Origin of the sequence: Actinomadura sp. 9N407 (assembly GCF_044326315.1) — a bacterium.
In the GTDB taxonomy this organism is placed as follows: Bacteria; Actinomycetota; Actinomycetes; order Streptosporangiales; family Streptosporangiaceae; genus Spirillospora.
Genome location: NZ_JBIRAW010000006.1, coordinates 328,816 through 353,579, shown reverse-complemented (window position 1 = coordinate 353,579; position 24,764 = coordinate 328,816). Strand labels below are relative to the sequence as shown.

Genomic DNA, 24,764 nt, shown 5'->3' with positions numbered 1-24,764 from the left:
GGACGTCCGTGTCTGGATCAACGAGTGGAACGCCGACCCCAAGCCGTTCGTGTGGACAAAACACGCCGACGACATCCTCGAAACCCTCGCCACATACTGCCAACTAATTAACGACTCGGGACACTAGGGTTGCAGCTCAACGGGACGTTGTCGACAGATGTGCTGATTTACAAGTCACCGTGTTGAGACGTCAGCGGGGTCGTCTACCCCGGCAACTTTGGCTAGACGCTGAACCGCTTGGGAGATGTCATGACCGAAGCTCCGATTGATGCTGTCGACGCTGGCGGCGACGGCGATGCCGACCGGGAAGTTGTCGAGAACGAGCGAGCCGAGCTACGGGAGTTCATCGATCGGTTGAGCCCGGACGATATCAAGTCGGGCGGCTGGTTCACCAAACTTCTCGCTCAGGCCCTGAGTTCTTACACCGACAAGGTCGACTGGCAGTACTTCCAGGAGCGGTATAAGGGCGTACCCGCGGACGCCATTGTCGATCAGCGGATCAAGTTGGCGGCTCGGTACGCCGCGCTTGAAGGTGGGCTATCCGCTGGGGCCTATACGACGGCGATCATCGCCACCCTCGGGAGCCTTGGCGGTGCCTCGCCAGCGACTGTCCCGGCCGCCGTCGCGACTGTGATGGTTGATGTCGCGTTCATCACCCGGCTCCAGCTCCGCTTGGCCCACGACGTCGCAGTCCTCTATCGGGTTCCGCTCGACCTGTCCGACCCCGAGGACATGTGGAAGCTCATTCGAGTGGCCTTCACGATCAAGAGCGGGGAAGTGGTCCGGGGAGGCGTGATCAAAACTGTCCCGGCCATGATGCGGCCGGTGATCAAGCGCTTCTACTCCAAGGGGGTGTTGACGGCCGCGAAGGGGCTTCCCTTCGTCGGGAAGTTCCTTCTGCAGCGCAACGTCATCAAGATCGGCATCCCCTTGGTGGGCGTTCCCCTTGCGGTGACGTTGAACCGCTATACGACGCTACTCGCGGGGCGGCACGCGCAAGCCATCTTCCGGAACGAGGCGCGGGTGATCGAAGTCGCTGAGGGTCTGAGCAAGCGGAGTAAGCACCCGGAGTTGATGCCGTGGGTCGCGTGGCTTGTCATTACGGCGGGCGATAAAATGTCCGACGATGAGGCACTGTTGATTCGGCATCTGGTGAGGCTGGTCCGAGATCAGCACCATGTGGTCGACGAACGGTTCGCTCACCTTGTTGATATCGAGCCCGCCGAGGTGTGGCGACGCCTGGACGCCGAGCCAGGGGATCTGAGCGACCTCTTGGAGGTCGCCAGCCGCGTGGCCGCTGTGGACGGCCCAGTCAACGAGCTCGAGAGAGCCGTCATCTCCGAGCTTCGAGATCGCTGCTGCCGAGCCTGACGCCGCCATGCGCTTCCTTCCAGAATGGCGAAGATCTGAAGTGTGAAGGACATGAAGCATCTGGTGGCCGGCACCGGAATGACCCTCAGCGGGGCTGGCTCCCACGTAAACCGGGCGTTGGAGGTGTGACGGGCCCGCTCGGCGATCTCGAGAGAAACTCGACTTGCGCATGCTCGCCGACGCGGGCGTCATCTGGCGCGACCGCTGCGGGCCGGGGAGCGGGCTTGCCAGGCCCATGACAGGCTCGCTGAGGTTCGCACCGCCGAAAGGCCCGCACGCGAGGTTCCCCGACCAGACCTGGTCACCGGGTGGAGTCCTGCGGTCGCGGCCATCCTGACGGCCGCCCGCCAGGAGAGCCCTGAAACCCACCAGGCTTCCGTTCACAGCAAGGAGCCAGCGGCTCGTCCCGTTGACTGTCCGTCCATGCTGCGCGTGGTGTAGGTGTCGGCGGTGACGATTTCGACGTGTGCTGGTGGGGTGTACCGGCGATGCGGCGGCTGCCTGCACCCCGAGACCGGTAAACCCTGGGGCCGTTCCTGTCCGAGACTCATGCTTGGTCGGCGGCATGGCAGTTGGTATCTGCGGCTGGAGCTTCCCGCCTGTCTGGACGGTCGCCGTCGGCGTATCCGCCGTGGCGGGTTCGCGACCCGCAAGGCCGCCGAGGAGGCGTTGGTCCGGCTGCGGACGCCCAGCGCGGGCGACGCGGGCGTGGGCATGGGCATGTTGACGGTGGGGGACTGGCTGTCGCATTGGATCGCGACCCGCAACCGCGCCTCCTCCACCGTGCGCGGCTACACCAGCCATGTCCGTCTCTACCTGACCCCGTACTTGGGCAAGCTTCTCCTCGCCGAGCTGTCGGTCGCGCATGTGCATGCGATGTTCACCGCGATCGCCCGTCGATCTCACCGCGCCTGGGCGTGCCGCGATCGTTGAGCTTCTGGTCAGCGTCGGGAGTGGTGCCGTCGGACGCCTTGGGCGCTATGTCGACCGGCGGATTTCGTCGGGGCCGCGGCGGTCGTGCGTGAGGGTGCGGAGGGGGTCGCGGGTTTCGTGGCGGACGCCGATCCTGGCGTGCGTCGCGCCGCGATTCCGGGCTTGGGTTGTTCCTCGACGATGCGGACCGGGCCGGAGCGGTGCTGCTCGATCGGTTGTCGGCCGAACGCGGGATCGTTGAGCGGCTGCTGGTCGTGGAGGTGATGGCGACGCTGGCTTGCGGCCGTGGTCGAGCAGGCCCGCTGTGCACCGGAACGGATCAGCGAGGACGCCGTCCCGACCGCGATCGGCCTGCTGCAAGAGATCGCGCGCGCCACGACACCGACCGGGCCCTGGCCGGACGCACCTCACCCAGTGCCTCCCCCTGCCCGAGGCAGCGGACGAGCTCGTACCGCGGTTGTGTGATCACCTACACCGCGTCGACCTGCCCCAGCCTTTCGAGATGAGCGCGGGTTCCCTGCTGTCCGCCCTGGCGACGCCAGGCGATCGGACGGCGCTGCCCCTGATCACTGAAACCCTCGAAGCAGCGGTGCGTCACGAGCAGTGGAACACCACGTGCTCGGCGCTGCAGGCGCTGGGCGCTTTCGGGCCCGCGGCCGCTCTTGGAACGATCCGAGCACTGACCGCAGCGGACGACGCCCAGGTCCGGCCCGCCGCCGTCACCGCGCTGTGGACCGTCGGTGGTGACCGGGACGAGGTCATGCCACCGCTGCACGACCTGCTCGATGACGACATCACTTTCCGTGTCTCGGACGCGGCCGACGTCCTCGGCCGGATCGGACCTCCCGCCGCGACCGCGCTGCCACGCATCCGTGAACTGATGACCCACCACTACGAATGGCTCCGCGTCCACTGCGCGGCCGCGCTCTGGAAGATCGGTGGAGAGGGCGAGGCGCCGGTCGTCCTGGACGCGCTTCTCCAGGCATGGGCGGAGAACCCCGCGACGGCCAACCATGTCGTGGGGTGCCTGGACCGGATGGGTCTCGCTGCGGAACCAGCCCTGCCCCAACTCCGCACGCAAATGGCTCTGCCTCAACGTGGCGGCGGCCGGTTCGCAAGTATCGCCGACGCTGAGGAACTGCAACGGATCAGCCGCACCATCATCGGACGGTTCATGGACAGGTACTGGTGATCTGCCCTAGGCAGCAGCCCGACCGAGGATCTGTTGGAGCCGCCTTGCCTCGGCGGCCACACGAGCGGGCTTACGGAGTGCAGCGAGCCCGTCCAGCTCAGGGATCTTGAGGGGGCTCCCTGTCGCCGCGGCGCACTCCGAGGCGAGCGCAAGCAAGTCGGGCAGGCCCCTCACGCTGGGCTGGGCGGCCAGAGCCGGCAGCATGGACGCCACCACACCGAGGATTTCATGCGGCAGTCCCGCCCGTGCGGCCTCGTTGAGCGAGACGAGCAGTCGGTTCGCTTTGATCGCCTTGCTGATGCACAGGTCTGCTAGGAGGACGCCGAGTTGTTTGGTGTCCAGCAGGGTGCGTGCGGCGAGGGTGTGGATCGCGTCTACCGCGGCTACTCGGTTCTCCGGCCGCCCTGCGGCCAGCCCGTAGGCCACGGCGAGGTGGACGACCGGTCCGGGTTGGCCTGCTGTCTCCGCCAGCAGGGGCAGAACCGGATTGATGCTCCGCGAGCCATCGGTGGCTTGCTCATAGAGCTCAGGGATCGCGTGCGCGGCCGCGATTTCGGGGTGATGCGGCAGGAGTGAGGGCCAGTAGGCCGAGGGTGCGCCCGGCCCTGTCCAGTCCAGCACGTACGGTCCCCGCCGGAAGGGGTTCGGTGTGGTCGTGAGCACCCTGTACGGCAAAGCTCCTCCGTGCTCGGATGCGTCGGTGAAACTGGGCATGATCCAGGATCCGGGCAAACTGGACCTCGGATACTCGCCGAACCTCTCGGTGCCGCCGCCGTCCCGAACGACAAAGTCTTCGAAAACCGGGAATTTAAGACTGCCCATCCTGAGGGCGGCAACTAATGTAGTGCCGGTATGGCCGGTAATGAGTGGATTGGACTTGACTATCTCGCGTGCAGCTTCGATGGGCAGTCGGATCAATGCCTGTTCCAGGTCCCGGGGAAGCGGCGCGACAGAGCAGTCGGCGTAGGCTTCAAGGCGCTGAACGAACAAGGCAGGGTCTATGCTGCCGCTACTGCTGGTGGGTGTGGCGAGCAGGCACGGTAGCCGTGCGCTGCCGCTAACGAAGTGCTTGACGAGTTCGTGAGTCCGGTAGAGAGTGACCCATTCGGGAGTCGGCAGAAACCCATTGCGCCCGCGGTAGAGTTCATCCATGACGGGCGCTTTTCGCTTATCTTGTCCCAGCACCGCATCGAAGAGGCAGCGCAACGCCCCGGGGACGGCGCGCTGTTCCCAGCCCGCGAGCGCATCGGCCGGATAGCGCAGTGCCAGCGGGCTCAGAGCCTCGGCCAGAGCCTGCGGGTCGCGGTGGTGTTCGACCACGACCGCCTCCATGATGCGTTCGGCATCGAGCGGATCGACCGGACGATCTGCCAGCACCGGGACGAAACGCTCGGCCAGTTCCCAGGCCGACGCGATGGGCGGCGGCATGACTCGCGGCTGGTGCGCAGCCAGAGGTGGAACCTGGATGTCCGGATGGGAGGAGTTCTCCATGGCGCCGAGAGCGCGTCGCGCCTCATCACGTAGTGCGGCGTTGAGGTTTCCCGCTGCTTCGTGTAGTTCGGCCAGGAGTGCGGTGTCGGCGGTCTTGGCGTGCTTGACGACCAGACGGACCGCGCGCTCCTGAACGGTGCCGCCAGGATGTGTGAACGCGGTGGCCGCGACACCCATGAGCTGGCCGGCCGCGGCGGGTTCCCGGCGGGCGGCGGCGTCCAGCCAGGCCAGTTGTGCTGTTGCGAGATTCTTCTCCGGACGGGCAAGGACCGCGGCCGCGATGTCGAGCAGCGCCTCCCTGTCGAGGCGGCCGGCATTGTCAAGGTCCTGTAGCGCCGATTGAGCGATCTTCGCGACGGTACCGGCGCCGCTGCCGACGATACCGATGTAGGTGTTCAGCCGGTCCGCGACCTCTTCCAACGTCGGCGCGAGCTCCTCATAAAGCATGACGAAGCCGCGCAGATTTCCCGGCCTGTCACCGCGCAGCAGTTTGGCCAGACACAGATCGAGAAGTTCACCCCGGTCCAGCGCACCCTCATCGGTCAGCCTCCGCAGAGCTTTCTGCCACTCGTTGTCCGGGCCGAATCGCGCCGCGTACGGGTCGGCCAGTGCGGTGCCGATGTCGGCGACCTCGAACATGCGTGACACGAACTCGGCCAGTCGTGGCTCCGCGCGCAACCATTCGAGCAGCGTGGCGTGGTGCGGAATCGAGATGTGTGAGCCGAGCTTCGCGAGCCACGCGAAGGGGTCCCTGCGGCCAGGCAGGTTGTAGTAGCGCACAAGCCCGCCCTTTTGGACCCACCCGACGATATAACCGTCCGTCGCCGGCGCCACCGCACCAGACCAAAGGGCCAGCCCATCGAGCAGATTCCACCGCCGTGGATCACCACGATCGGGAAGCCAGTGCGCCAACCGGACCGCCAGGTCCTGCTGCCAGGCGGTGTCCCGATGATCGAGGAGCAGAAGCAGCAGCACCGCTCTGCTGTCCGGGTTCGTGGAGCCGCCGTTCTCCAAGCACCAGCTCGCGTCCATCAACCGGCTGCTGGTGAGCCAGTTCAACGCCTCTGCAGGGCTCCCCGAACTCATGATTCCGGCGAGGTAGAGCGGAGCGAGCTGATCGTAGGCCTCCTTGTACCTGGTCATGTCGCGCGAGCGCAGCTCGCGGCGCAGTTCCGTACGCAGGGATTTGAGGTTGGACCGAAGATGCTTCAGCTCGGCCGGCGGCACGGGGCCCAGACGCGCGATCACCGGTTGCGGTACACGCGCTGCGATCAACGCGCGAAGTTCAGGCCACTCGATACGGGCTGTCATATCGTCCGGTTCTCCTGGGGGTGGGTGGTGCGGTCGAGCGTCGCCGCGAGGATGTGGGTGCACGGCCCGCGCCCGCCGCCGTACTCGGCCCACCATCGGCAGGTGCACGAGGCGCGGTCTCCATCGAAACGCACCTGATAGCTGTACGAGCCGGCCCGCACAGTGCAAAGGTGCTCCGTGCGGCTGACAGCGCCGATGTCGATGAGCGAGCGGGCTGCGGCCAGGCGCGGGTTGTCCTTGATCGCGCGTAGCGCGTCATAGGGCAGCTCCCGATGGAAGAACGCTGCCTCGGCAACGTCGTAGCCGACCCGCCCGGCGGTGCCGAGCTGGGTTAATGCCGTACGGACCCGCTCGCGGGACAAGCCTGAGATCTCGGCCAGGTCATCGGGAACGATCCGGCCCTGGAAGTCGAGCAACGCTGCCACGGTTTCGGCGTCGTCGAGCACGGCGTCTTCGGCCAGAGCGCCGAGCACCGCACCTTCCCCGGAGAACCCGCGCGCGACCTCCGGTGAGAGGGCCAAGATCAGCCGCATACCAGGCAGGTCTAGCTGCCATGCCGAAGCGGCGGGCTGCGTTCCGGTCGCACCACCCGGCCCGTACACGGTCAGCCGCCCACCGAACCGCAACAGCGGAAGCAGTTCCTGGAGCCGATGCGTGCCGGATAAACCGACGGCACCTGGTGCCGGCCGTGACGTGATCCGCAGCGTCCGCCCAGTCGGAAGCACCCACAACACCCCGCGCTGTGCCCTCGGCAGCCCCCTCAGGAACCGCGCCGCGTCCACGGCGGCGAGCCGGGCGCGTGGATCGAAGGCCGAGCAGATCGCCTGGACCTCAGCGAAGCCACGCAACCATCGACCCGGAAGCGGTACCTTCCGCTCGACCACGGTTCCGTCGAAGGTCGTCACCGTCAGCGTCTCGGGACCCACCTCCAAGCGCAGCGGATCGGCACCGCGTATCCGCGCGAGCGCAAGCCGAAGCGGGTCGTTCACATCGACATTCGTGGTGCCGCGAGCCAGCCGCTCACCGTCCAGCGCCTCGCTCAGAACATCAAGACGCGCGTAGACACCACAGCAGGCCGAGAACGCCTCGAAGCGCAGCCGCTCCCCGTCACAGGTGACCACAGGGTCCCGCATCCCCGACAGCCGTGGTTGGTAATAGCGGGTGCTCGCCACATTTGCCAAGGCCAGCAAGGCCGTCGCCGCAGGCTCGGCCTCAGCCAGGAACCCCGAGAAGAACCGTGGGTGCGCCACCTCCCCGCGGCTGCTCGTCCCACCCGAGGTCTGCAGTTCAAGCCCTTCTCTACTGGAAAGGCCGGATGCCCGCGTGTACGCATAGACCTGCAAATCCGATGACACGACCCGGACTATAGCGATGCCCGACGACATCCACGATCACCGAAGAAAGCCGGGTGACCAGGATGGACCGAACGTGACAGACCCGGCACCCGGCACATCTCCCGCTCCAGCCCGGTCGCTTCCTGACGCAGCCTCGCCAGCTCAGCGTCCTTGGCCGTCTCGGCCGCCGCACCGGGCCGTTCGGCCTCCTGAGCCTTGCGCACCAAGGTCCGCAACGTCTCGTGATTGACGCCCAGGTCCTTGGCCACTTGCGCTATTGTCCGGCACTACCGAACAGAACGAGCAAGGAAAAAAGACACGGCTATGTCTGGAAGAGGTGGATCCGAAAAGCGCGCCACCTCTCCCGCCGATGCCCAAAACCGACGACCCGGTTCCGCCTCCCCTGTGCTACAAAAAGCCTGGGCAGGTCAACTATGACCGGTTCAACGCGTGCCAGCAGAGCACACTGAAGCTGACCGTCACCAAAGATAACGTGCAGGAACTCACCGGATACATCTGGTGGGGGGTGTGGGAGACCCTCCCTAGCAGCGGCGGCCGGTCCTGGAAGATGAACGTCGGTATCCGGCCCTATGACATGCCTGTGGACATGTCGAGCGCGAGCCCCACCGCCGCTGTCGCCACGCAGTGCAATGGACACTGCGACCTGCCCGACCCTGAGCAAAAATCCATGAACTCGAACAACGAGTACGTCTACTTCGGCGAACAGGATGTTACATCTTCAACCTCCGACATCCGCTACTCTGCCCCATGGATTGGGCTCGCCGTCCAGTTCCAGGACGATGATATCGACCCAATCCTCACAACTTGGGACAATCTCAGCACGCCATTCAACATCCGCTGCGACAGCGAGTCCTACATCGGCAGCACCGGCGGCTGCGTCCACTACATGGGGGCGGACGCCATCCCCAGCTACCCCCTCAGCTACACGGGCCCCTACGCCGAGATCGCCCAGAACGCCCTGTATGGCATGACCATCGGCGACCTGGTCTACCATTACGGAAATATTCAGTACGGCCACCCATTGACCCGTGAAGACCCGCACCTGATCCAGCCGCATCGGGACTCGATCTGCACCAGCAGCATCACGACCAAGGCGAATGCGATGGGGTTGTCCTGTGACGAGTATCCATACGCGTCCAGCGAGCAGGGAGGCAGCGGCAACCCACGTTTCTCCTGCGCGTTCACCGACGAAGAGCAGAACGAAGGCCAGGGAAGGGACATGAACGGCCGGTTCTTCGTCCCTAACCGGATTCTTCCCGCAGTCAACGAAGTTGGCTCGCCGTACGTTCCGGGCGACCCTTTCTGGGTGTGGGTGACCGAAGCACCGGTGAACCCACCTGCGGTGAAGCAATGCAGCACCTACTGATGGTTCCCGCTCTCTGCCGGAGGTGACCTGTGACGGTCAGGGAATCGGCACACATCGGTACCCTGGCCGTCCATCCTCTCCTTCGAAAAGGATTACCGAATGACGATCCCCGCCGAAACCTGGCCCGTGAACCTCACCGTGTCCCAGGCCGATGACCTTGTCATGCTCGCCGTGGAGGAGGGCATCGTGGAGGCGGAACGAGGCGACCCCCGCAACGTTACCGGCGACTGCACAGCGATCAAGCAGGCCATCAGATCGCGGCTTCGAGAGGGGGACCGCCGGGTAGAGGCCGCGTTGACCGCTAGGCAGTGGGACGTCACTGTCGCAGCACTCGACAGGAACGTTCTCCGCACCCTGCGCAACGGTGAACCGGACGTGGCCGACTCCTTCACCAAGGCTCGAGACACGGTGCTCGCCCAGGTCGCCGAGCACTTGCCCTCCCATACCCGGCAGAATGCCACAGCACGGCACCGCCTCACCGTTGAAGACGCGTACGGGTACCTCCTGTTCCAGCCTTCACGGCGCGGACGGTACATCTTCGGGTCGGGCAACGCGCCGACGCTCGACGACCTAGGCACGCCCAGCCTCAGCACCATCGGCATCGGCAAGGCGGCCATCGCCCAAGTGCGATCCCGCGAAGTGAACGTCGAGGTCCAGGTCCTGCCCGAAGCGCCCGAACCCGACTACGCCGCGTGGGAGTCGATCGCCGAGATCACCCAGCAGTGGACCAGCTTCCCCTACCCCGAACTGGTCCTCGCCGTCCCTGGTCAGGACGGCACGGTGCTGTGGGACTTGACCACCGACCTGTGGCCGCACGTCACCTACCGCATGAGGCTTAGCATCAACGCTTCCGGCCTCGCCGCAGAAGACCACCTACTGCAGATGTGGCCCGCCCACACCGCACCGCCCGCCGTTCACAAGCCGATCTGATGGCTTCGCCGCGTTTGCGGCGGAACCTAGGCTATCTCCAAAGCACGGGCGCGCCCCAGTGTCGCGTTACTCGATCACAACCGGAGGGGTACGGTCACCCGGGCGACACTGCGCGGTGATCTCGCGCCACGCGGTGGTAGTGGGGCCAACCCACGTGCTTAGAATCAGCTCCACCGACTTCGACGACCCGGCCTTTCAGGATGAAGTGGCGAAGCTCACCGGCCGAGAGTTGTGCCTACTACTGCTTTGGCCTGCCATCTGGTCGCGAGGCTAGATCGAGCCCTGACCGGCGCTTCCGTCAAGCTGGGTGGCGCCCGCGGTTCGCTGCTCGTATGCGTGGATGACGCGGTTGGTTGGGTCCGGCGCTGTGGGGTCCAGGAGTCGGTCGGTGAGCAGGAAGCCGGGCAGTTCCCAGTCGTGGTCCCGTTCGGTGAGGAGGTGGAAGCCGCCTCGGGCGTCGGGGTCCCAGCCGTGCTTGAGCCCGTAGCCGATCACCGTCCGTACGTCGGCCAGGGTCGGGTAGGCGTCGTCGGTGGCGCAAGCACCCCATGGGCCCGGCCAGCTCTTGGACAGCAGGTCGGCTTGCAGGATGCGGCCGTTCTTCCCGGACCCCCACACGCGCAGGCGAATACCCCGATGGCAGTCGCCCTCGCCCGGCACGTGCCGGATCGTGGCTTTCCAGACGAACGTGCGCCCGTCGATGTGAAGCTTCCGTAGCCTTTCCGGCATTCTGTTCACCTCACCACAGGGGATTTCAGCCTACGAGCAGGACCTATGTCCCCGTTTGTGATTATTTGGTCTGCGGCCTCGGCGGCTGGGATGCACGGTCTGGTGGGCGTGGTGTCCAGGAACGGCGTCCGGGGGGTTATTTAGAGGCGTGGGGATCGGGTGGCCGCGACGGGTCACCACGTATTGAGTACTTCACCGCCCAGCTTCGGAACACCTGACTCCGGCCGTCCCAGCACGGGGCCGGCCGGTACGGCGCGGCAGTTGCTGCCGCTGACCGTGTGGCTGTGCCCCGACACCGACCACGAAACCGCTCTCGCCGGCACCGGCTCTGGCACCCGGTTGTGCGGACGTCATCGCCGCGCTGTGGGGAGCGAACTGGCCCGGCACCTGATCGACACCTGTACCCGCGAGGGTGACGTGGTTGCCGAGGCGTTCACCACCAGTGACGCGGTCCTGCGGACAGGAGCACTGTCCGGAAGGCGCGCGATCGCCTGCGTGCCGCATCCGCCGCTGGCGCGGCACATCGGAGGACTGCTGCGCACCGACCTGTCGCACATGGAACTGTCACGGCTGGTGGTCCGTCCGTGCCGACCGGACCAGATGCACCGTGGTCTTGCCGATCAGCTCGGGCGAGTTGCGTTGGTGATCGCCGCGCCACCTCCCTACCGGCTCGGTGCCGATCGGGAGCCGGTCTCGCGACGAGGCCAGAGGGGATGCCCTGCGTGTCTGTCGGATGCGCTGACCGGCGGGGAACTGCGGCTGGAGGGGTTTCTGCTGGCTGCGTGGCGGACGTTGCGGCGCGGCGGGCATCTGGCGGTGATCACCACGGCTCGGCACGAGCACGATCGGATGGTGGATCCGGCGCCGCAGGTCATCCGGCAGGCCCGCGTGCTGGGGTTCCGCTACAGCCAGCACGCCATTGCGCTGCGTGTCCCGGTCAGCGGGGACACGCTCGTGGTGCAGGCCGGGCCGCAGGAATTGGCCCAGTTGCGGGATGTGCGGTCTCGCGCGCTGCCGCCTGCGGCGACCGTGCATGCCGACGTGTGCCTGTTCACCAAGCCGCTCCTGGCCTCGTCGGCCGGGCGGGAAAGGAGCGCGCGATGAGTGAACAGCTCCAATGCCTGCGGGTCTCGGTGCTGGCCACAGGGCAAAAGCCGTCCCGGATCCAGCGGCAGGGCCGGTACGTGCCGGAGGCGATGAGGCATCCGGCGCGGATGCTGCCGGAGATCGCCGCGCAGGTCATCGCCGCCTACACCGATCCGGGGGAGTTGGTGGTGGATCCGATGTGCGGTATCGGCACCACCCTGGTGGAGGCCATCCACCTAGGGCGGGATGCGGCCGGCGTGGAGTACGAGGAGGACTTCGCCCGCCTGGCCGCCCGCAACATCCAGCACGCCCGCTCCCAGGGCGCAGCCGGTCAGGCGAAGGTCGCCTGCGGGGACTCGCGGCACCTGACCACGATCCTGTCCGAGGAATGCGAGCGGGCGGCGCTGGTGCTGACCTCACCTCCGTACGGTGCCTCTACCCATGGCCACGTGCGCTCCAGTCGCGACTCGGGACGGTCTCGTATCCAGAAGTGGGATACGCGGTACTCGGCCGATCGCGGCAACCTCGCTCACTGCGGCTTGGAGGAGCTGTTCGAGGGCTTCGGGCAGATCCTGGCCGGCTGCGCCCGGGTGCTTCGCCCCGGTGGCGTGGTGGCGGTGACGGTGCGGCCGATCCGCGTCAGGGGCGAGCTGATCGATCTGTCCGGCCGTGTCATCCAGACTGCCGAACAGGCCGGGCTGATTCCTGCTGACCGGCTGGTGGCGCTGCTGTGCGGGCTGCGGGACGGGCAGATCGTCCCGCGCGCCTCGTTCTTCCAGATGCTGGAGGCCCGCCGCGCCCGCGAACGACGTATCCCCGCCTGCGCCGCCGCTCACGAGGATCTGTTGATCTTCCGTGTCCCCGAGACACCCACGGGTTCAGTAGGACCGAAGGGGTGTGGGGCGGACGCCCCTGCGTCCAGCGCGGATACGGCAGCTGCGCATACGGGCCAGCGGATTGGGCTTGACCGTTCCGCAGGAGCCGAGCGTGCATGTCGGCGCTCACGATCGTCTGGACGGGGCACCGAACGGGCCGCTCGACATGCACCGTCCGTCAGCCGCCGTCCAGCGATCGGGAGCACCTTCGATCCGCTGGAGGACCCGCATGATCCGTACATCTCTGGAACGGCGCCCGCGCGGCGGTCGCACGGCCGCCGGGCAGCCGAGCGCCGTTCCAAGGGGGCGCGGTGAAGGCGGGATTGACGCCGGCGGAGATCCGTACGCTGCCCGCGATGGTCGATGTGGTCACCGCAGGACGAGCGCTGGGGGTGGGGCGCACCAAGAGCTACGCGCTGGCCCGCGCGGGGGAGTTCCCGTGCCGGGTGCTGCGCGTGGGAGGCAGCTACCTGGTGCCCACCGCCGACCTGCTCACCCTGCTCGGCCTCGACCCTCACGGGCGGCCCGAACCCGAGAACGGGTGATGCGCTGATGGCGACCGGAACGACCTACAAGATGTGCGGCTGCCGCGACACCGAGACCGGCAAGCTGCTGCGCACCAGATGCCCGAAACTGCGGCGCAGCGACGGCCGCTGGAGCGCCAAGCACGGCCGCTGGTACTACCAGCTCGAACTACCAGCCACCGCCGAGGGGCGTCGGCGTACACCCCTGCGCAGAGGCGGCTTCGCCACACAGGAGGCCGCCGACGCCGAGCTCGAGCAGGCCAAAGAGCTGCTGTCGATAGCCGGTGACGACCTCGGAACCCGGATCCAGATCGCCGATCTCGTCACGGCCACCGTCAAAGCGACCAAGCGGTTGCCGGTCCCCGAGGAAGTGCGCCGCAAGGTCCGCACCGGGCAGGACCTGGATGGCACCGTGACGGTCGGCGCCTATCTGGAGGAATGGCTGGCGGGCCGCAAAGGGCTGCGGGAGGGGACCCGGCGCAGCTACGAGAGCCACATCCGGCTGTACCTGGCCCCGCACTTGGGAGCGATCCCGCTCGACCGGCTCCGCGTCGCGGACGTGGACTCGCTGTTCGAGGCCATCGATGAGTTCAACGAGATCGTCACGGCGGCGCGGCACTCATGTGACCCGGCACTGCGAGCGAAGGTGAAGGGCCGCCGGGTGGCGGGAGCGGCGACCAAGCACCGCATCCGCGCGACAATGCGCGCCGCCCTCTCGCGAGCGATCAAGGAACGCCGGATCGACGTCAACGTGGCTTCGCTGGTCGAGCTCCCATCAGGGCGGGCGCCCAAGCCGCTGGTGTGGAGCGAGGAGCGCATCGCCGAATGGCGACGCACGTACCGCGACCACATCCAGGAGAAGGAGGCCCGCAAGAGACGGCTGGCCGAGCTGGAGGCCGACACACGGTACGGCACCCGCTACAACCGGCTCGCCGCCTACATCGGCGCCCCGCGCCCGTCCCGCGTCATGGTGTGGACGCCCGAACTCACCCACACCTTCCTTCAACGCGCCCAAGTTCACCGGCTGTACGCCCTGTACCACCTGATCGCCTTCCGCGGACTGCGCCGCGGCGAGGCCTGTGGGCTGCGCTGGGTCGACATCGACCTGGACAAGCGGGTGCTGAACGTGCGGTGGCAGATCACTCAGCTCGGTGGCTCGACCCGGGAGGGCAAGCCCAAGAGCGAGGCCGGCGAAGGACAGGTCTCCCTCGACAAGCAGACCGTGAAGGCGCTGCGCGCCCACAAGACCAGGCAGAACACCGAGCGCCTAGCCGCAGGGGACGCCTGGAGGGAGACCGGTCACGTCTTCACCACCCAGACCGGTGACCCGCTGCATCCGGCCTTCGTCACCGAGCAGTTCGAGCAACTCAGCATGGAGACCGGGCTACCGCCGATCCGGCTGCACGACCTACGGCACGGCGCCGCCTCGATCCTGCTGTCGGCCGGGTACGACATGAAGGTCGTTCAGGAAACGCTGCGGCTGTCCTCGATCACCATCGCCGCCGACACCTACACCAGCCTGCTTCCCGAACTGGCTCACCAGTCCGCCGAAGACGCCGCCGCCGTCATCCTCAACGCCGCACCACGCCGCAAGCACCAGCCAAGCCCACCTTCCGTGACGCGGCTGCCTACCGTTCGGGGACGGGCCATGCAACCTGTTGAAGAGCAGGACATAGGGCCGGAGGACAGGGCGTCATGACCTTCCGGCCCTTCGTCGGTAGCGCTATGTGCTCATCCGCCGCCGCTGCCTGCGAACCGCTCAGACACCGGTTCCGCGCGCCCTCGGCGCCCGCTGCCACGCACAGGGCGCGCTAAAAGAAGTCCGGCTGAGCACGTTGCTGCGTCTCCGTGACCGACCGCAGGTCCGGTCGCGGAGACGCAGCACTTCCCAACCCTGGCTACCGCTCCCATACGCGGGAGCACGTGACCGTGCAGGAGGGTGACGCTCCTTGACCATCCCTGATCGGCTGATCCGCTGGAGCGCGGCGCTCTCGGTCTGCGCCGTCACCGTGATCGCCGCCGTGATCAGCTACGCCCACGCCTACGAACTGGTCGCCCGGCACGGAGAGTCGGGACTGGCCGCCCGCGTGCTCCCGCTCACCGTGGACGGGCTGATCGCGACCTGCTCCCTGGTGCTCCTGGACTGCGCCCGCCGCCATCGCCCCGCACCCCGGCACGCCTGGACCCTGCTGGCCACCGGGGTGGCAGCCACGCTGGCCGCCAACGTCGCCCATGGCGCCGGGCACGGCCTGGTCGGAGCAGTGGTCGCGGGGCGGCCCGCACTGGTCGCAGTCGGATCCTTCGAGTTGCTGATCCGCCTCCTCCGCGACCGAACTGGCCAACCGCCCCCAGGCGCAATCGATCGGCAGGAGACAGACGCTGGGGAGCGCGCTTCCGATGCCGGTCTGCATGCTCCTGCAGACCGGGACCAGCCCGATCCCATGGTCGAGCACGCCCGGGAGCGGTTCTCCGACCTGCTGTCCAACGGTCGACTCCCGTCCCTCCGCGCTCTCAAACGGGAACTTCACCTGGGCCACGACCGCGCCACCCGCATCCAGGCCACCCTCGCGCGGCGACCATAAGAGTTCCACCTGGAGCCACCAAGAGGTCCTCTGGTCTTGATAGCGGAACGCCATTTCACCGTGCCGTTACGGCGGCCCCGGCCGGCGGCCTTCTACCGTCCCGACGGTGTCTGACAACCCCACCCTGATCAGCATGATCAAGACTCCGGCCACCGCCCCGCTGTTCGTGGCCCGCGTCGTCGGAAGCACCGGAGACGGCTACGGCCAACTCGCGCTGGCCTGGGGCGCGATGCACCTCGGTCACGGCCCCGGCGGCATGTCCCTGGTCGTGGCCTGCAAAGCCCTTCCCGCCCTGTTGGTCTTGGCCGGTGGCGTGGTCGGTGACCGCTTCCGCCGTCACACCGTTCTGGCGGGCGCTGAAACCCTCGCTGCCGTGGCCTGGGCGGCGCTGGCGGTGTGTTTCCTGGCCGGGCAGGCGTCGCTGTGGACGCTGTGCGGGCTGGCGCTGCTGGCCGGGACCGCGCGGGCGGTGTTCATGCCCGCCGAACGCGGCATCGTCGCCGACCTGGTCACCCGGCCCCAGCGCCAGACCGCCAACGCGCTGCTCAACCAGTCCAACGCCACCGGCCTGCTCATCGGCCTGGCCACCGCCGGCATCGTCATCGCCGCCGCAGGCCCCGGATGGGCCGCCGCCATCGAGGCCGCCGCCAGCCTCATCGCCGCCCTGCTCCTGACTCGTCTCCGCACACCGATCTGGCGGGCGGAGGCTTCTGGAGTGCTGAAGGAACTGTGCGCGGGATGGCGTGAGTTCACCGCACATCGGTGGGTGTGGGTGCTCACCCTTCAGTTCACCGCGGTCCTGGTCGCGGTCGCCTCGTTCAACGCCGTCATCGGCCCGCTCTACACCGAACACGGCCACGGCGGCTCCAAAGCCTGGGGCATCATCACCGCCACCGAAGCCGCCGGTGCCCTGCTCGGCGCCGTCATCGCCGCCCGCTGGCGCCCTGCACGTCCGGTCCTGGCCTGCGCGCTGCTGCCCGCCACCGCAGCGGTCCCGATGCTGCTGATGGGCGCAGGAACGCCCTGGCCGGTCCTGGCGGCGGCGATGCTGCTGCCCGGCATCTGCCAGACCATCTACGCCGTCCTGTGGTGGACCACCATCCAGCACACCTTCCCACCCCAGGTCCTGGCCCGCGTCAACAGCTGGACCGTCCTCGGAGCCTTCGCCCTCACCCCCGCCGCCGTCCTTACCGCGGGCCCTCTCGCCGGCATGCTGGGCCCCAAGCAAGCCGCAAGCATCGGCGGGTTGCTGGTCCTGATCGTGACGGTCGGCGTATGGACGGTCCGGAGCATTCGTGCCGGATCCAGCGAGTACCCCATGCCGCGCGGCGGCCACGTCTCACGGCCGGACAGCACGGCCAAGGATGACTCATGTGCCTCGTTGGTGTAGAGGTCAGCTGGCCGGTCGAGCCTCGGTGGTTGGTGCGGTGTCGAGTTTGAGGAGTTGGAGTACTTCTTGGTGGAGGCGGTCCATGGCGGTGTCGACGCTGCGGACGAAGCCGGTTTCCTCGGTGCCTCGCTTTGTCCCCATGCCAGTGGCCAGGGTCAGCCGGAAGGAGGTGACCTGCTTTCCGTCTTCGGGTACGAGGAGGCCGGGTTCGGCGATGAGGTTTTTCAACAGGTCGCAGGGGCCGGTGGGGTTTCCCGGGGTGAGTGCTTCGATGCGGAGTTCGGGTGGGGCGTCGTTGAGTTGCCGCAGGAGCCATTGGACGCGGGTGAGGGAGCGTGCGCGGTCCGCAGAGGGGATTTCCACGGTGGTGTCGATCTGGCCGGTGCGCAGGTCGGCTTCGAGGAGGACCGGGCCGCCGGTGTTGGGGATGCGGATTTCGGCGTTCATGCGTCCGGTCTCCACGAGGGAGGTGACGGTTTGCAGGCGGCGTACGGAAGCGTCTCCGTCGCGTCGTTTGCGCAGTACGGGAGCGATGGCCAGGCCGGTCTGGCCGCTGAGGCGCAGGCACAGTTGCCGGATGAGTTTCTCCCAGCTTTCGGCGACCTGCATCGCGCGGCGGTCGCCCAGCCGGAGTGTGTTGGTGGTGACGGCGTTGCGGACCGGGACCCAGGCGGCGCCCATGTCGCGGAAGCCCTGGCAGCCGGCGTTGTCTTGGCGCAGGTAGTGCAGCAGTTCGCTCAGTAGCCAGGCGTGGACGGGGTTGGCGACGCCGTCGTGGTGGCAGAGCATGTCGGCTTCGTGGGCGACCTCGGCCCAGGACAGGTGCCGCAGGGAGACTTTGCGCAGCAGTTTCTTGTCGACCTTGAGCGGGTGTTCGTTGTCCAGGGCCAGGTCGTTGGACAGGGTGATGACGGTTTCGTAGCCGTGCCGGGCGGCGACTTCGAGGTAGGCCTCGACCTGGTCGGCTTTGAGGGGGTTGCCGCCGGTCTTGGTCTCGATCAGCGCGGTCCAGATCCTGCCGGCCCTGGCCACCCGCAGCACGCCGTCGGGCCGGACCTTGGTGTCGCCGTGCTTGAACGAGGCTTCGGCGAAGTTCTGGATGGTGCCGGCCGGGGCGTTGAAGCGGGCGGTCAGGCGGCGCCCGAACTCGGGGACCTGCGCCATCACCGCCAGCAGCGTGGCGGTCGCTCGCGTTTCGCGTTCCTGGTCGTTGCGCAGGCCGTTGACCGGGAACAGCCGCGCCTGCTGCCAGGAGGGATGCTCGGCCAGACTGACCTTGACCGCCTTGGCGACGGTCGCCTTCTTCTTCGCCGTCCGCACCCGCTTGGGCCGGTCGACGGACTCGGCAGGCGCCTCGAGCGCGGGCGCGCTCGCAGCCGCAACGGCGGGAGGTTCCGGCTGGCCGGTGCCGGAAGCGTCGGCGGTACTGGAGGCGTCGGCCGGTTGGGCTGGTGGCGGGGTGGCTTCTTCCTCGTCGCTGTCGTCGGCGTTGATGCCGAAGTCGGCGGCCAGGCCCGCGAGCCCGGACTCGTAGCCCTGGCCAACGGCGCGGAACTTCCAGCCCTCACCTCGGCGGTACAGCTCTCCGAAGATGAACGCGGTCTCAGTGTCGGCGCCTTCGATGTCGAAGGCCAGCAGCACCTGACCGGTGCTGTCGGAGACCGTCAGCCGCAGCTCGTCCAGCGCCCCGAACGTCGCGCCCGCGTACCGGCTGGCCGCCACCACCAGCCGCTGCACCCCAGGGCGCAGCGCGGCCAGGTCGACCAGGATGCGGTCCTCGCTACCGGACCCGGTCGGCGTCTTGCCCAGCAGCCGCACCGATTCGTCGGCGCTGGCGGGCTGGTTGTAGAAGACGAAGTCGGCATCGCCGCCGACCTTGCCATCGGCGCCGAGCAGGAGCACCGAGACATCGGCCTCGCCTTCACCTGATGGATCGATCCAGCTCAACGCCACGGTCAACGGCCCCGTCGCCGTGGTCAGGGTGGACAGGTCGACGTTGGCGCCCTTGGACATCTGCTGCACTAGGTCAGCTCCTCAGCTCGCGATGGCTTCGCGCGTACAGCGGGAGCTGTGACAACCGCAGATTCGTCCAGGCACGACAGGCATCCGCGCTGTCGGCCGACGGAGGGCAATCGCCTGTACGCGAAGTGCCAGCGTACGCTGATCAACAAGCTCTCAAGGACGGCTGCACGGCCAGGGACCACACCCGGTCACCATCGCCAGGACGGTGAACCTGATTCCCTAGCCCCGAGTCCATGCCCTGTCTCATGGCGGTGGAGCACCGGAAAGAGAATGAGTACGAGCCGCCTGGCCAATGGTGTGACCCACGCCAACGCCCCATTAGTACGGGCAGGAACGATGGCCCGGTGTCTGGGTTGGGACCCGCGAGCGAACATGGCGCAACACGGGGAGACGAATGCCCCCAAAAAGACTGATGGGCATTCGCTGTGTTGCTGCGAATGCCCAGCTCAGACGGGGTGCGCCGTCAGGGACTTGAACCCCGAACCCGTGGATTAAGATCCGCTGCTCTCGCATTAGATCAGTGCTCTCACTATCAAACGCTACCACCTTGTCCGCATCCAGCACCACTTGCGTGCCCGCCTGTGTCGCCGTCTGCCATCCGGTGCCGGTGTCAGCGAGTGAACAACGAGCGAACATGGACGGCCGGGTTCGCGCCGCAAGTGAGCGAAGGCGGCTCAGCGAATCGCCACGCAAGGCCGGCGACGCAGGATCGGCAGAGCCCTACAACAGCATTTGACCTCCGCGACCGGAGGGTTTGATGGGGCCGCGGACAACGTTGGGAACGGGGAGCACTGTGGCGACTCGGAGGTCAGCGACCGTGGCCAGAGGACCTGAGCAGATCTCGCCGAGAAGGGCGTCCTGTGCTGGTTCGAGGCGCACGAGGAGGCCGAGGACATGCAACAGGTCGAGAAGGTCGTTGTTGAACTGGTAGGTCCAGTGCTCCGCGTTGACCAAGTCCAGTTGCGAGGCGGCTTTCCGGCGCCTGGGATGACGTAGGCGGTACCCGACCCACTTGTTCACCACGCGCATGCCGCCGACGTTGTACGCCCATACGGATGCGGGGACTGGAGCCACCCGCCCTTCGCCTCCGACGAGGAGCGTCTGGGTTTCCTCGTCGTATCCGACGCTGTCCGGCATGCGTTCCGTCGGGTAGGGAATGGCGCGGTCGATACGTGGGCTCTCCGCAATCGGGAGGCGAGGGGCTTGGAGGGGACGTCCCTTGTTCTCATCAGCGAAGCGGGTGCCGCGCGTGTGCAGCCAGACGACCGTCCGGCCGAGTTCGACCGCACGTGTCCAGAGTGCCCTGTCGCGGGTGAGCGGGATGCGTAGCCCCGGGTTGACGAGTTGCTCTTGGAAGCGTCGCGTGTAGCCGGAGTGCGCTGTGACTGCGGCAATGTAGGCGAATACGTCTTCGTCGGCGACCGTGCTCTCAAAGAGGTCGGACAGGTATCGCGCCAGGCCGGGCGTTACGTTGGCTGTCTGCTTGGTGTCCCGGTACAGGGGAAGTACACGACCGCCATGATGGCCCTGGAAGTGGTCCATGTCCGGCACGAACGAAGTGAAGGTCAGTGCGATGCCTTCGCGCAGGGTATTGGTGTGCTGCTCACTGGCATAGACCTGCTCATCTCCGGCGACCCGCCACAAGTCTGGGCTGGCGCGGTCGATTACTCTCGGATCAAGGATCAGGTATTGCCGATCGAAACTGCGGTAAGCGAAGGGGACCACGTTCGGATGCGGCGCCTCTTCCTCTCTGAGCGATGCAGCCGGATGCGGCTGCCGTGGAATCGGCCCTGGTGTGGTGTCCGGGTTGCGATCCTTGGTCACCTTCATCAGGTCATCGCGTTGTTCCGGACGGCTGTTGACAAGTGCGGTCCATCGTTGCTCCAGCACTTCGGCGTCGGGAGCGATGACCCATGTCCGCTTCGTTCTGGTGCCGGGCGTCTGCCAGGGCAGCAGGTCGGCGAGCGACGGGGCGGCGTGCCAGTCGGTGCCGGAGGTGGGGCGGAATTCAGCTCTCCACTCCTCTGAGCAGAGAGCCCAGCCGTCGGGGGTCGGCTCCAGGGAATCCAACGCTGTGAGTTTCTGCTCCTGGAGGCCGGCGACGTTGCGGTAACGGACTTGGGCCGGCGTTTCCGGGTCGGCGTCGGCGTACCTGACGAAGACGGCGATGGCCAGCGGTTGCTGGACTTTCGGGAACAGCCGGGTCGGCACGGGCGGCTGGTGGCCCTCTGGTGAGACGTCGATGATCCAGCCCTCGTCGGCGACCTCGCGGAGGTGGCTGCGCATGCCCGCGAAGGCGGCACCGGACAGGTAGGAGGACGGGGTGATGAAGGCGACCAGTCCGGCGGGCTCGTCCGGATGGGCCTCGAAGGCCTTCCAGATCGCCCACCTCCAATAGAAGACCCATGTCGCGGCCAGTTTGTAGTCGAGCCTGCTGCGCTGCCGGAACTCATCCAGGGACGGACGGGTGACGATGTTGTCCGGCTTGCCAGGTTCGCGCTTGTCCTCGATCCAGGGGGCGGGGTCGCGTGTGTGCGCCCGGTCGAGGTAGGGCGGGTTGCCGATGACGGCCATCACTGGGAGATCGCGCTTCACCCTGTTGGCGCCGTCGCGCTGTTTCTGCAGTTCAGCGTACATCTGCCCGAAGGCGATCTCCTGCTTGTCCGGGTCATCGAAGGTGTCGGCGAGGAAGCGCATCTCCTGCGGTGGGACGTCCGCGCCGTACTCGCGGAGGAGGTCGTGGAGCCGGAGTTCGGCGACGGCATAGGGGGTGACCTGGCGCTCAAAACCGATTAGCCGCTTCTGGAAGAGGTGGCGAAGGCGCTGTTCTGTCGCGTCGCCTTGGACGTCTCGGACGGTCCTCACCACCGCTCTGACGATCTCGACGAGGAATGTTCCCGTTCCCATCGCTGGGTCGACCACGATGACGTCTTCCGCCGCATACCCGTCAGGGCGATCCAGTTTCTTCTTCAGGACGAGGTCGGTGAACCGCACCATTGCGTCGGCGAGGCGATCCGGCGTGTAGTAGGAACCGCTGAGGCGCCGGAGTTTCGAGTCGTATTCAGTCAGAAAGAATTCATACAGGAGTGCATGGGTGTTGATATCGGCACTGTCGAAATGATCCCAGTCGACCGCGCCGAGGACTTTTCTGAGAGTCTCGATTACGAGGAGGTTGTCGGCGGCCACCGGATCGGAGAGTACACCGAGGGCTTTGCCGATCAGGGCGTGCTGCTTTCCGAGCTGCCGCCCGATGGCCGAAAGATCGCGGCCATCGAACGAAACCCCGGCGGCACGCGCCAACAGGAGCGCGAATGTGATCGTCTGGGCGTAGGAGTCGGCGAAGTCGGCGGGCTCGGTCATTCTCGGGAACAGAATGCTCCGCCACTCGTCCGCCAGTGTGGTGAACGGCCGGTCGGCGACTAGCCGTTCGTGTTCGAGTACCTCCAGGACCTCTTCGCGCAAGTAGCGGCACAGGCGGGCCGCCGTCCGGACCAGGGTGCGCAGGTCCTGGGGCGGGTCGGGAGCCCAAGTCAGGAAGTCGTAGAGTACCCGGGCGAGTTCATCGTCGGCAGGGCGCAGCGAACGCCCCGCCCGATCGAGGGCTCCTTCCAGCCTGGCGATCGGCCCGACGCGGACGCCATCGCGGTAGAGCACGAAGCATTGCCCCGTGCACAGAAGGACGTTGGGCAGGAGGCTCAGTTTCTGCCACTGGAGGCGGTCATGCGAACGCGCCGGCCAGTCCTTCGGGTCGGGGCTCTTCGACGGCGCCTTCACCTCGATGTGCCCGACCCGTCCTCCGGACAGATCGACAGCGAAGTCGGGACGCACCGACAGACCACGGAGGGAGACTTCCGCATGGATGGTCACCCGCAGCCCGAGAGCGTCTCCGGCGGCACGAACAAGTTGGGCCACCGGGGCCTGGATCTGGTACTCCTCTCCTCCGAGTCCGGCTGAGAGAGGCTCCCGCACTGCCGCGCCGAATGCGGAGACGGCCTTGGCCAGTTTTCCGGGAAAACTCGAAGGTGGCCCAGCGACGTGCACTGACATGGAACGGTTCGCGGCAGCTTCGGCCATGCACCCTCCCGAGCACTCCTCCTTTCATAGTCCATAGAACGAGCAGAATGTCACTAACCGTGACCGGATTCCGCCGCAGAAAAGGGAGAGTTCGGTCCCAAGAGAAACAAGGGCCTCAATTGCTTCTCTGGTAACACGGCGGGTGCAGTGCAAGGAACCGGATGCGTGGCGGCACCTGCATGAGCTTCTCAAAAGCGCCACTTGGCCATCTTGACGACGGCGCAGGGTATGCGAGTTCGCCAACGACACCACGACGGATCGTGGCGGCACGGTGGCACCGTGCGGGTGGCACGCCTGGGCGTCCTACTGGGGGATTTCTCCAGGGCGGGCACCCCCGTTCAGGCGATAAAGCTTCTGATCAGCTTGTCCAGGCTTCTACCGCGCTGACGTGCGTCGTCGGCAGCAGCGGGCGGCGCTAGGCGAAGCGCCTTGTACAGCGCGCTGTGGTGCAGGAGCAGCGTCGTGATCACCATGTCGCAGTATTCATCGATCGTCGCGGAGAGTCGCCGCCACATTACGAGCGACATGACGGCGCCCGCGAGCAGGGCAGCGGCGCGCCAGCCCCACTGGGGGAGAAGCAGGACGGATCCGGCGGTCGCCATCACGCACAGCAGTACGTGTTGGCAGTTCAGCAACGCGATCTGGGACTTCTCGACGAACTGGGCCCGAACCTCGGGTGGCACGACGCAGACGAGAACGTCCCAGGCGAGCCCGATGTCCAGTCCGAACTTCTGGTCGACCCGCTCTGCCAGGGCGGCGAATCGATTGGCCACTCTGGTCGGCTGGACTCCCACTGGAGACACAGCGGTCGGGTAGGCCCGGGGCCGCCTGGCTGCGAGCCCGCGGTGCAACCACTTCAGCGGGGCCGGCAGGAGTGGCCAGCGGGCCCAGCCTTCCGCCTGGGCGAGCCGCAAGACCAGCGGTGCCAGCGCCATCGACATGAAAGCGGTTCCGATCACGGCGGCTACGACCAGGATGACGATGGTGACCGTCAGGTTGGATCCCTCGGTCACCGTGCACCACAGTGGCCGGTCCTGGCCTGGGCGTCGACGGCAGTCGACCGGCCAGGTTCGCGGCGTCGGCCCGGCCTCCTGGGTGAACAGGACGATCGACCCCAGCACCAGCCACACGAGCAGGCTGCCGCCGATCGCGACGCCCTTCCAGCGTCCGGTCAGTGGGTCCAGCAGCAGTTTGCCGAGGCTGTCGATCACGCAGCGGTCCCATCGGGCGAGATCGGATGCGGCTCCAGGGCGACGGGCGGCTCATGCCTGGTGCAGTGGGTACTCGTTGTCGGCGCCCAAGCCAGCCCCGGCTCATCGGTGGAACAGCCTGACACCGGGCATATCCATCGGTGGGTCGCACCGTCCTTACCGCCTTGACCAGGGGCGATGGTATTCCAGCCATGTTGTTCGCCGGGTGTGGCCTGCTGGGCTTCGCTCCATAGGCGCAGGAGGAGTTCATCGGATTCGGCGAGATCCGAGATTGCGTCCTCGGCATCCGGACCAGCAAGGCCGGAATCGGTCAATATGGCGC

18 protein-coding genes are annotated in these 24,764 nt (G+C 66.9%); 11 read left to right on the top strand and 7 right to left on the bottom strand.

From position 1 onward, the window contains the following. Positions 1 to 249: 249 nt before the first annotated feature. The 3 genes from ACH34Q_RS12790 to ACH34Q_RS12780 all read left to right on the top strand — a co-directional run bounded on the left by ACH34Q_RS12790 (position 250) and on the right by ACH34Q_RS12780 (position 3,496). A complete protein-coding gene (locus tag ACH34Q_RS12790; RefSeq protein ID WP_395983066.1) occupies positions 250 to 1,371 on the top strand; it encodes a hypothetical protein in 1,122 nt (373 codons plus the stop codon). A gap of 450 nt (positions 1,372 to 1,821) precedes the next feature. After that, the gene (locus tag ACH34Q_RS12785) at positions 1,822 to 2,304 is read left to right on the top strand and encodes an Arm DNA-binding domain-containing protein (protein ID WP_395983065.1); all 483 of its coding nucleotides are present in this window, start codon (positions 1,822 to 1,824) and stop codon (positions 2,302 to 2,304) included. A gap of 502 nt (positions 2,305 to 2,806) precedes the next feature. Further along, a complete protein-coding gene (locus ACH34Q_RS12780; RefSeq protein WP_395983064.1) occupies positions 2,807 to 3,496 on the top strand; it encodes a HEAT repeat domain-containing protein in 690 nt (229 codons plus the stop codon). A 6-nt stretch (positions 3,497 to 3,502) separates the two neighbouring features. Here ACH34Q_RS12780 and ACH34Q_RS12775 read toward each other — a convergent pair whose 3' ends face one another. From ACH34Q_RS12775 to ACH34Q_RS12765, 3 genes are read right to left on the bottom strand one after another with little or no spacing between them, the layout of a single operon-like run. Next, positions 3,503 to 6,298, bottom strand: a complete 2,796-nt coding sequence (locus tag ACH34Q_RS12775) for a DUF6493 family protein (RefSeq protein WP_395983063.1) — start codon at positions 6,296 to 6,298, stop codon at positions 3,503 to 3,505. Further along, positions 6,295 to 7,653: an SWIM zinc finger family protein gene (locus tag ACH34Q_RS12770; RefSeq protein WP_395983062.1), complete on the bottom strand. Its 1,359-nt coding sequence runs from the start codon at positions 7,651 to 7,653 to the stop codon at positions 6,295 to 6,297. Before ACH34Q_RS12770 ends, ACH34Q_RS12775 begins: the two co-directional genes overlap by 4 nt. 8 nt (positions 7,654 to 7,661) lie before the next feature. After that, the gene (locus ACH34Q_RS12765) at positions 7,662 to 7,910 is read right to left on the bottom strand and encodes a transposase (protein ID WP_395983077.1); all 249 of its coding nucleotides are present in this window, start codon (positions 7,908 to 7,910) and stop codon (positions 7,662 to 7,664) included. 92 nt (positions 7,911 to 8,002) lie between these two features. Between ACH34Q_RS12765 and ACH34Q_RS12760 the strand changes: the two genes are divergently transcribed. Together ACH34Q_RS12760 and ACH34Q_RS12755 are read left to right on the top strand one after the other, a co-directional pair. Beyond that, entirely contained in the window at positions 8,003 to 9,019 is a 1,017-nt protein-coding gene (locus tag ACH34Q_RS12760) for a NucA/NucB deoxyribonuclease domain-containing protein (protein WP_395983061.1), read from the top strand. A gap of 99 nt (positions 9,020 to 9,118) precedes the next feature. Next, positions 9,119 to 9,949 carry a hypothetical protein gene (locus ACH34Q_RS12755; protein WP_395983060.1) on the top strand — a complete coding sequence of 277 codons (831 nt, stop codon included), beginning with the start codon at positions 9,119 to 9,121 and terminating at the stop codon, positions 9,947 to 9,949. A gap of 270 nt (positions 9,950 to 10,219) precedes the next feature. On the opposite strand, the gene ACH34Q_RS12750 is transcribed toward ACH34Q_RS12755, so the two are convergent. Further along, a complete protein-coding gene (locus tag ACH34Q_RS12750) occupies positions 10,220 to 10,678 on the bottom strand; it encodes a hypothetical protein (protein ID WP_395983059.1) in 459 nt (152 codons plus the stop codon). 261 nt (positions 10,679 to 10,939) lie between these two features. Between ACH34Q_RS12750 and ACH34Q_RS12745 the strand changes: the two genes are divergently transcribed. From ACH34Q_RS12745 to ACH34Q_RS12720, 6 genes are all read left to right on the top strand, one after another. Further along, positions 10,940 to 11,782 (top strand): hypothetical protein, encoded by an 843-nt coding sequence (locus ACH34Q_RS12745; RefSeq protein WP_395983058.1) that lies wholly within the window; start codon positions 10,940 to 10,942, stop codon positions 11,780 to 11,782. Then, positions 11,779 to 12,954, top strand: a complete 1,176-nt coding sequence (locus tag ACH34Q_RS12740; RefSeq protein ID WP_395983057.1) for a TRM11 family SAM-dependent methyltransferase — start codon at positions 11,779 to 11,781, stop codon at positions 12,952 to 12,954. The genes ACH34Q_RS12745 and ACH34Q_RS12740 overlap by 4 nt, the downstream gene beginning before the upstream one ends. Further along, positions 12,951 to 13,184, top strand: a complete 234-nt coding sequence (locus ACH34Q_RS12735) for a DNA-binding protein (RefSeq protein WP_395983056.1) — start codon at positions 12,951 to 12,953, stop codon at positions 13,182 to 13,184. The genes ACH34Q_RS12740 and ACH34Q_RS12735 overlap by 4 nt, the downstream gene beginning before the upstream one ends. Positions 13,185 to 13,191: 7 nt before the next feature. After that, complete coding sequence (locus tag ACH34Q_RS12730; protein WP_395983055.1) at positions 13,192 to 14,862, top strand: tyrosine-type recombinase/integrase; 1,671 nt, start codon at positions 13,192 to 13,194, stop codon at positions 14,860 to 14,862. A 250-nt stretch (positions 14,863 to 15,112) separates the two neighbouring features. Then, positions 15,113 to 15,745 carry a DUF2637 domain-containing protein gene (locus ACH34Q_RS12725; protein ID WP_395983054.1) on the top strand — a complete coding sequence of 211 codons (633 nt, stop codon included), beginning with the start codon at positions 15,113 to 15,115 and terminating at the stop codon, positions 15,743 to 15,745. A gap of 106 nt (positions 15,746 to 15,851) precedes the next feature. Then, the gene (locus ACH34Q_RS12720; protein ID WP_395983053.1) at positions 15,852 to 17,135 is read left to right on the top strand and encodes an MFS transporter; all 1,284 of its coding nucleotides are present in this window, start codon (positions 15,852 to 15,854) and stop codon (positions 17,133 to 17,135) included. A gap of 3 nt (positions 17,136 to 17,138) precedes the next feature. On the opposite strand, the gene ACH34Q_RS12715 is transcribed toward ACH34Q_RS12720, so the two are convergent. From ACH34Q_RS12715 to ACH34Q_RS12705, 3 genes are all read right to left on the bottom strand, one after another. Continuing rightward, positions 17,139 to 19,148 carry a TerD family protein gene (locus ACH34Q_RS12715; protein ID WP_395983076.1) on the bottom strand — a complete coding sequence of 670 codons (2,010 nt, stop codon included), beginning with the start codon at positions 19,146 to 19,148 and terminating at the stop codon, positions 17,139 to 17,141. A gap of 729 nt (positions 19,149 to 19,877) precedes the next feature. Beyond that, positions 19,878 to 23,231, bottom strand: a complete 3,354-nt coding sequence (locus ACH34Q_RS12710) for a type ISP restriction/modification enzyme (RefSeq protein ID WP_395983052.1) — start codon at positions 23,229 to 23,231, stop codon at positions 19,878 to 19,880. Between the two features lie 338 nt (positions 23,232 to 23,569). Then, the gene (locus tag ACH34Q_RS12705) at positions 23,570 to 24,442 is read right to left on the bottom strand and encodes a hypothetical protein (RefSeq protein ID WP_395983051.1); all 873 of its coding nucleotides are present in this window, start codon (positions 24,440 to 24,442) and stop codon (positions 23,570 to 23,572) included. Between the last annotated feature and the right edge of the window lie 322 nt (positions 24,443 to 24,764).

Bases quoted from the DNA above. Each gene is read 5' to 3' on its own strand.
- ACH34Q_RS12790 (WP_395983066.1), top strand. From the start codon at position 250: ATGACCGAAGCTCCGATTGATGCTGTCGACGCTGGCGGCGACGGCGAT.
- ACH34Q_RS12780 (WP_395983064.1), top strand. From the start codon at position 2,807: ATGAGCGCGGGTTCCCTGCTGTCCGCCCTGGCGACGCCAGGCGATCGG.
- ACH34Q_RS12775 (WP_395983063.1), bottom strand. From the start codon at position 6,298: ATGACAGCCCGTATCGAGTGGCCTGAACTTCGCGCGTTGATCGCAGCG.
- ACH34Q_RS12760 (WP_395983061.1), top strand. From the start codon at position 8,003: ATGCCCAAAACCGACGACCCGGTTCCGCCTCCCCTGTGCTACAAAAAG.
- ACH34Q_RS12755 (WP_395983060.1), top strand. From the start codon at position 9,119: ATGACGATCCCCGCCGAAACCTGGCCCGTGAACCTCACCGTGTCCCAG.
- ACH34Q_RS12750 (WP_395983059.1), bottom strand. From the start codon at position 10,678: ATGCCGGAAAGGCTACGGAAGCTTCACATCGACGGGCGCACGTTCGTC.
- ACH34Q_RS12740 (WP_395983057.1), top strand. From the start codon at position 11,779: ATGAGTGAACAGCTCCAATGCCTGCGGGTCTCGGTGCTGGCCACAGGG.
- ACH34Q_RS12730 (WP_395983055.1), top strand. From the start codon at position 13,192: ATGGCGACCGGAACGACCTACAAGATGTGCGGCTGCCGCGACACCGAG.
- ACH34Q_RS12715 (WP_395983076.1), bottom strand. From the start codon at position 19,148: ATGTCCAAGGGCGCCAACGTCGACCTGTCCACCCTGACCACGGCGACG.
- ACH34Q_RS12710 (WP_395983052.1), bottom strand. From the start codon at position 23,231: ATGGCCGAAGCTGCCGCGAACCGTTCCATGTCAGTGCACGTCGCTGGG.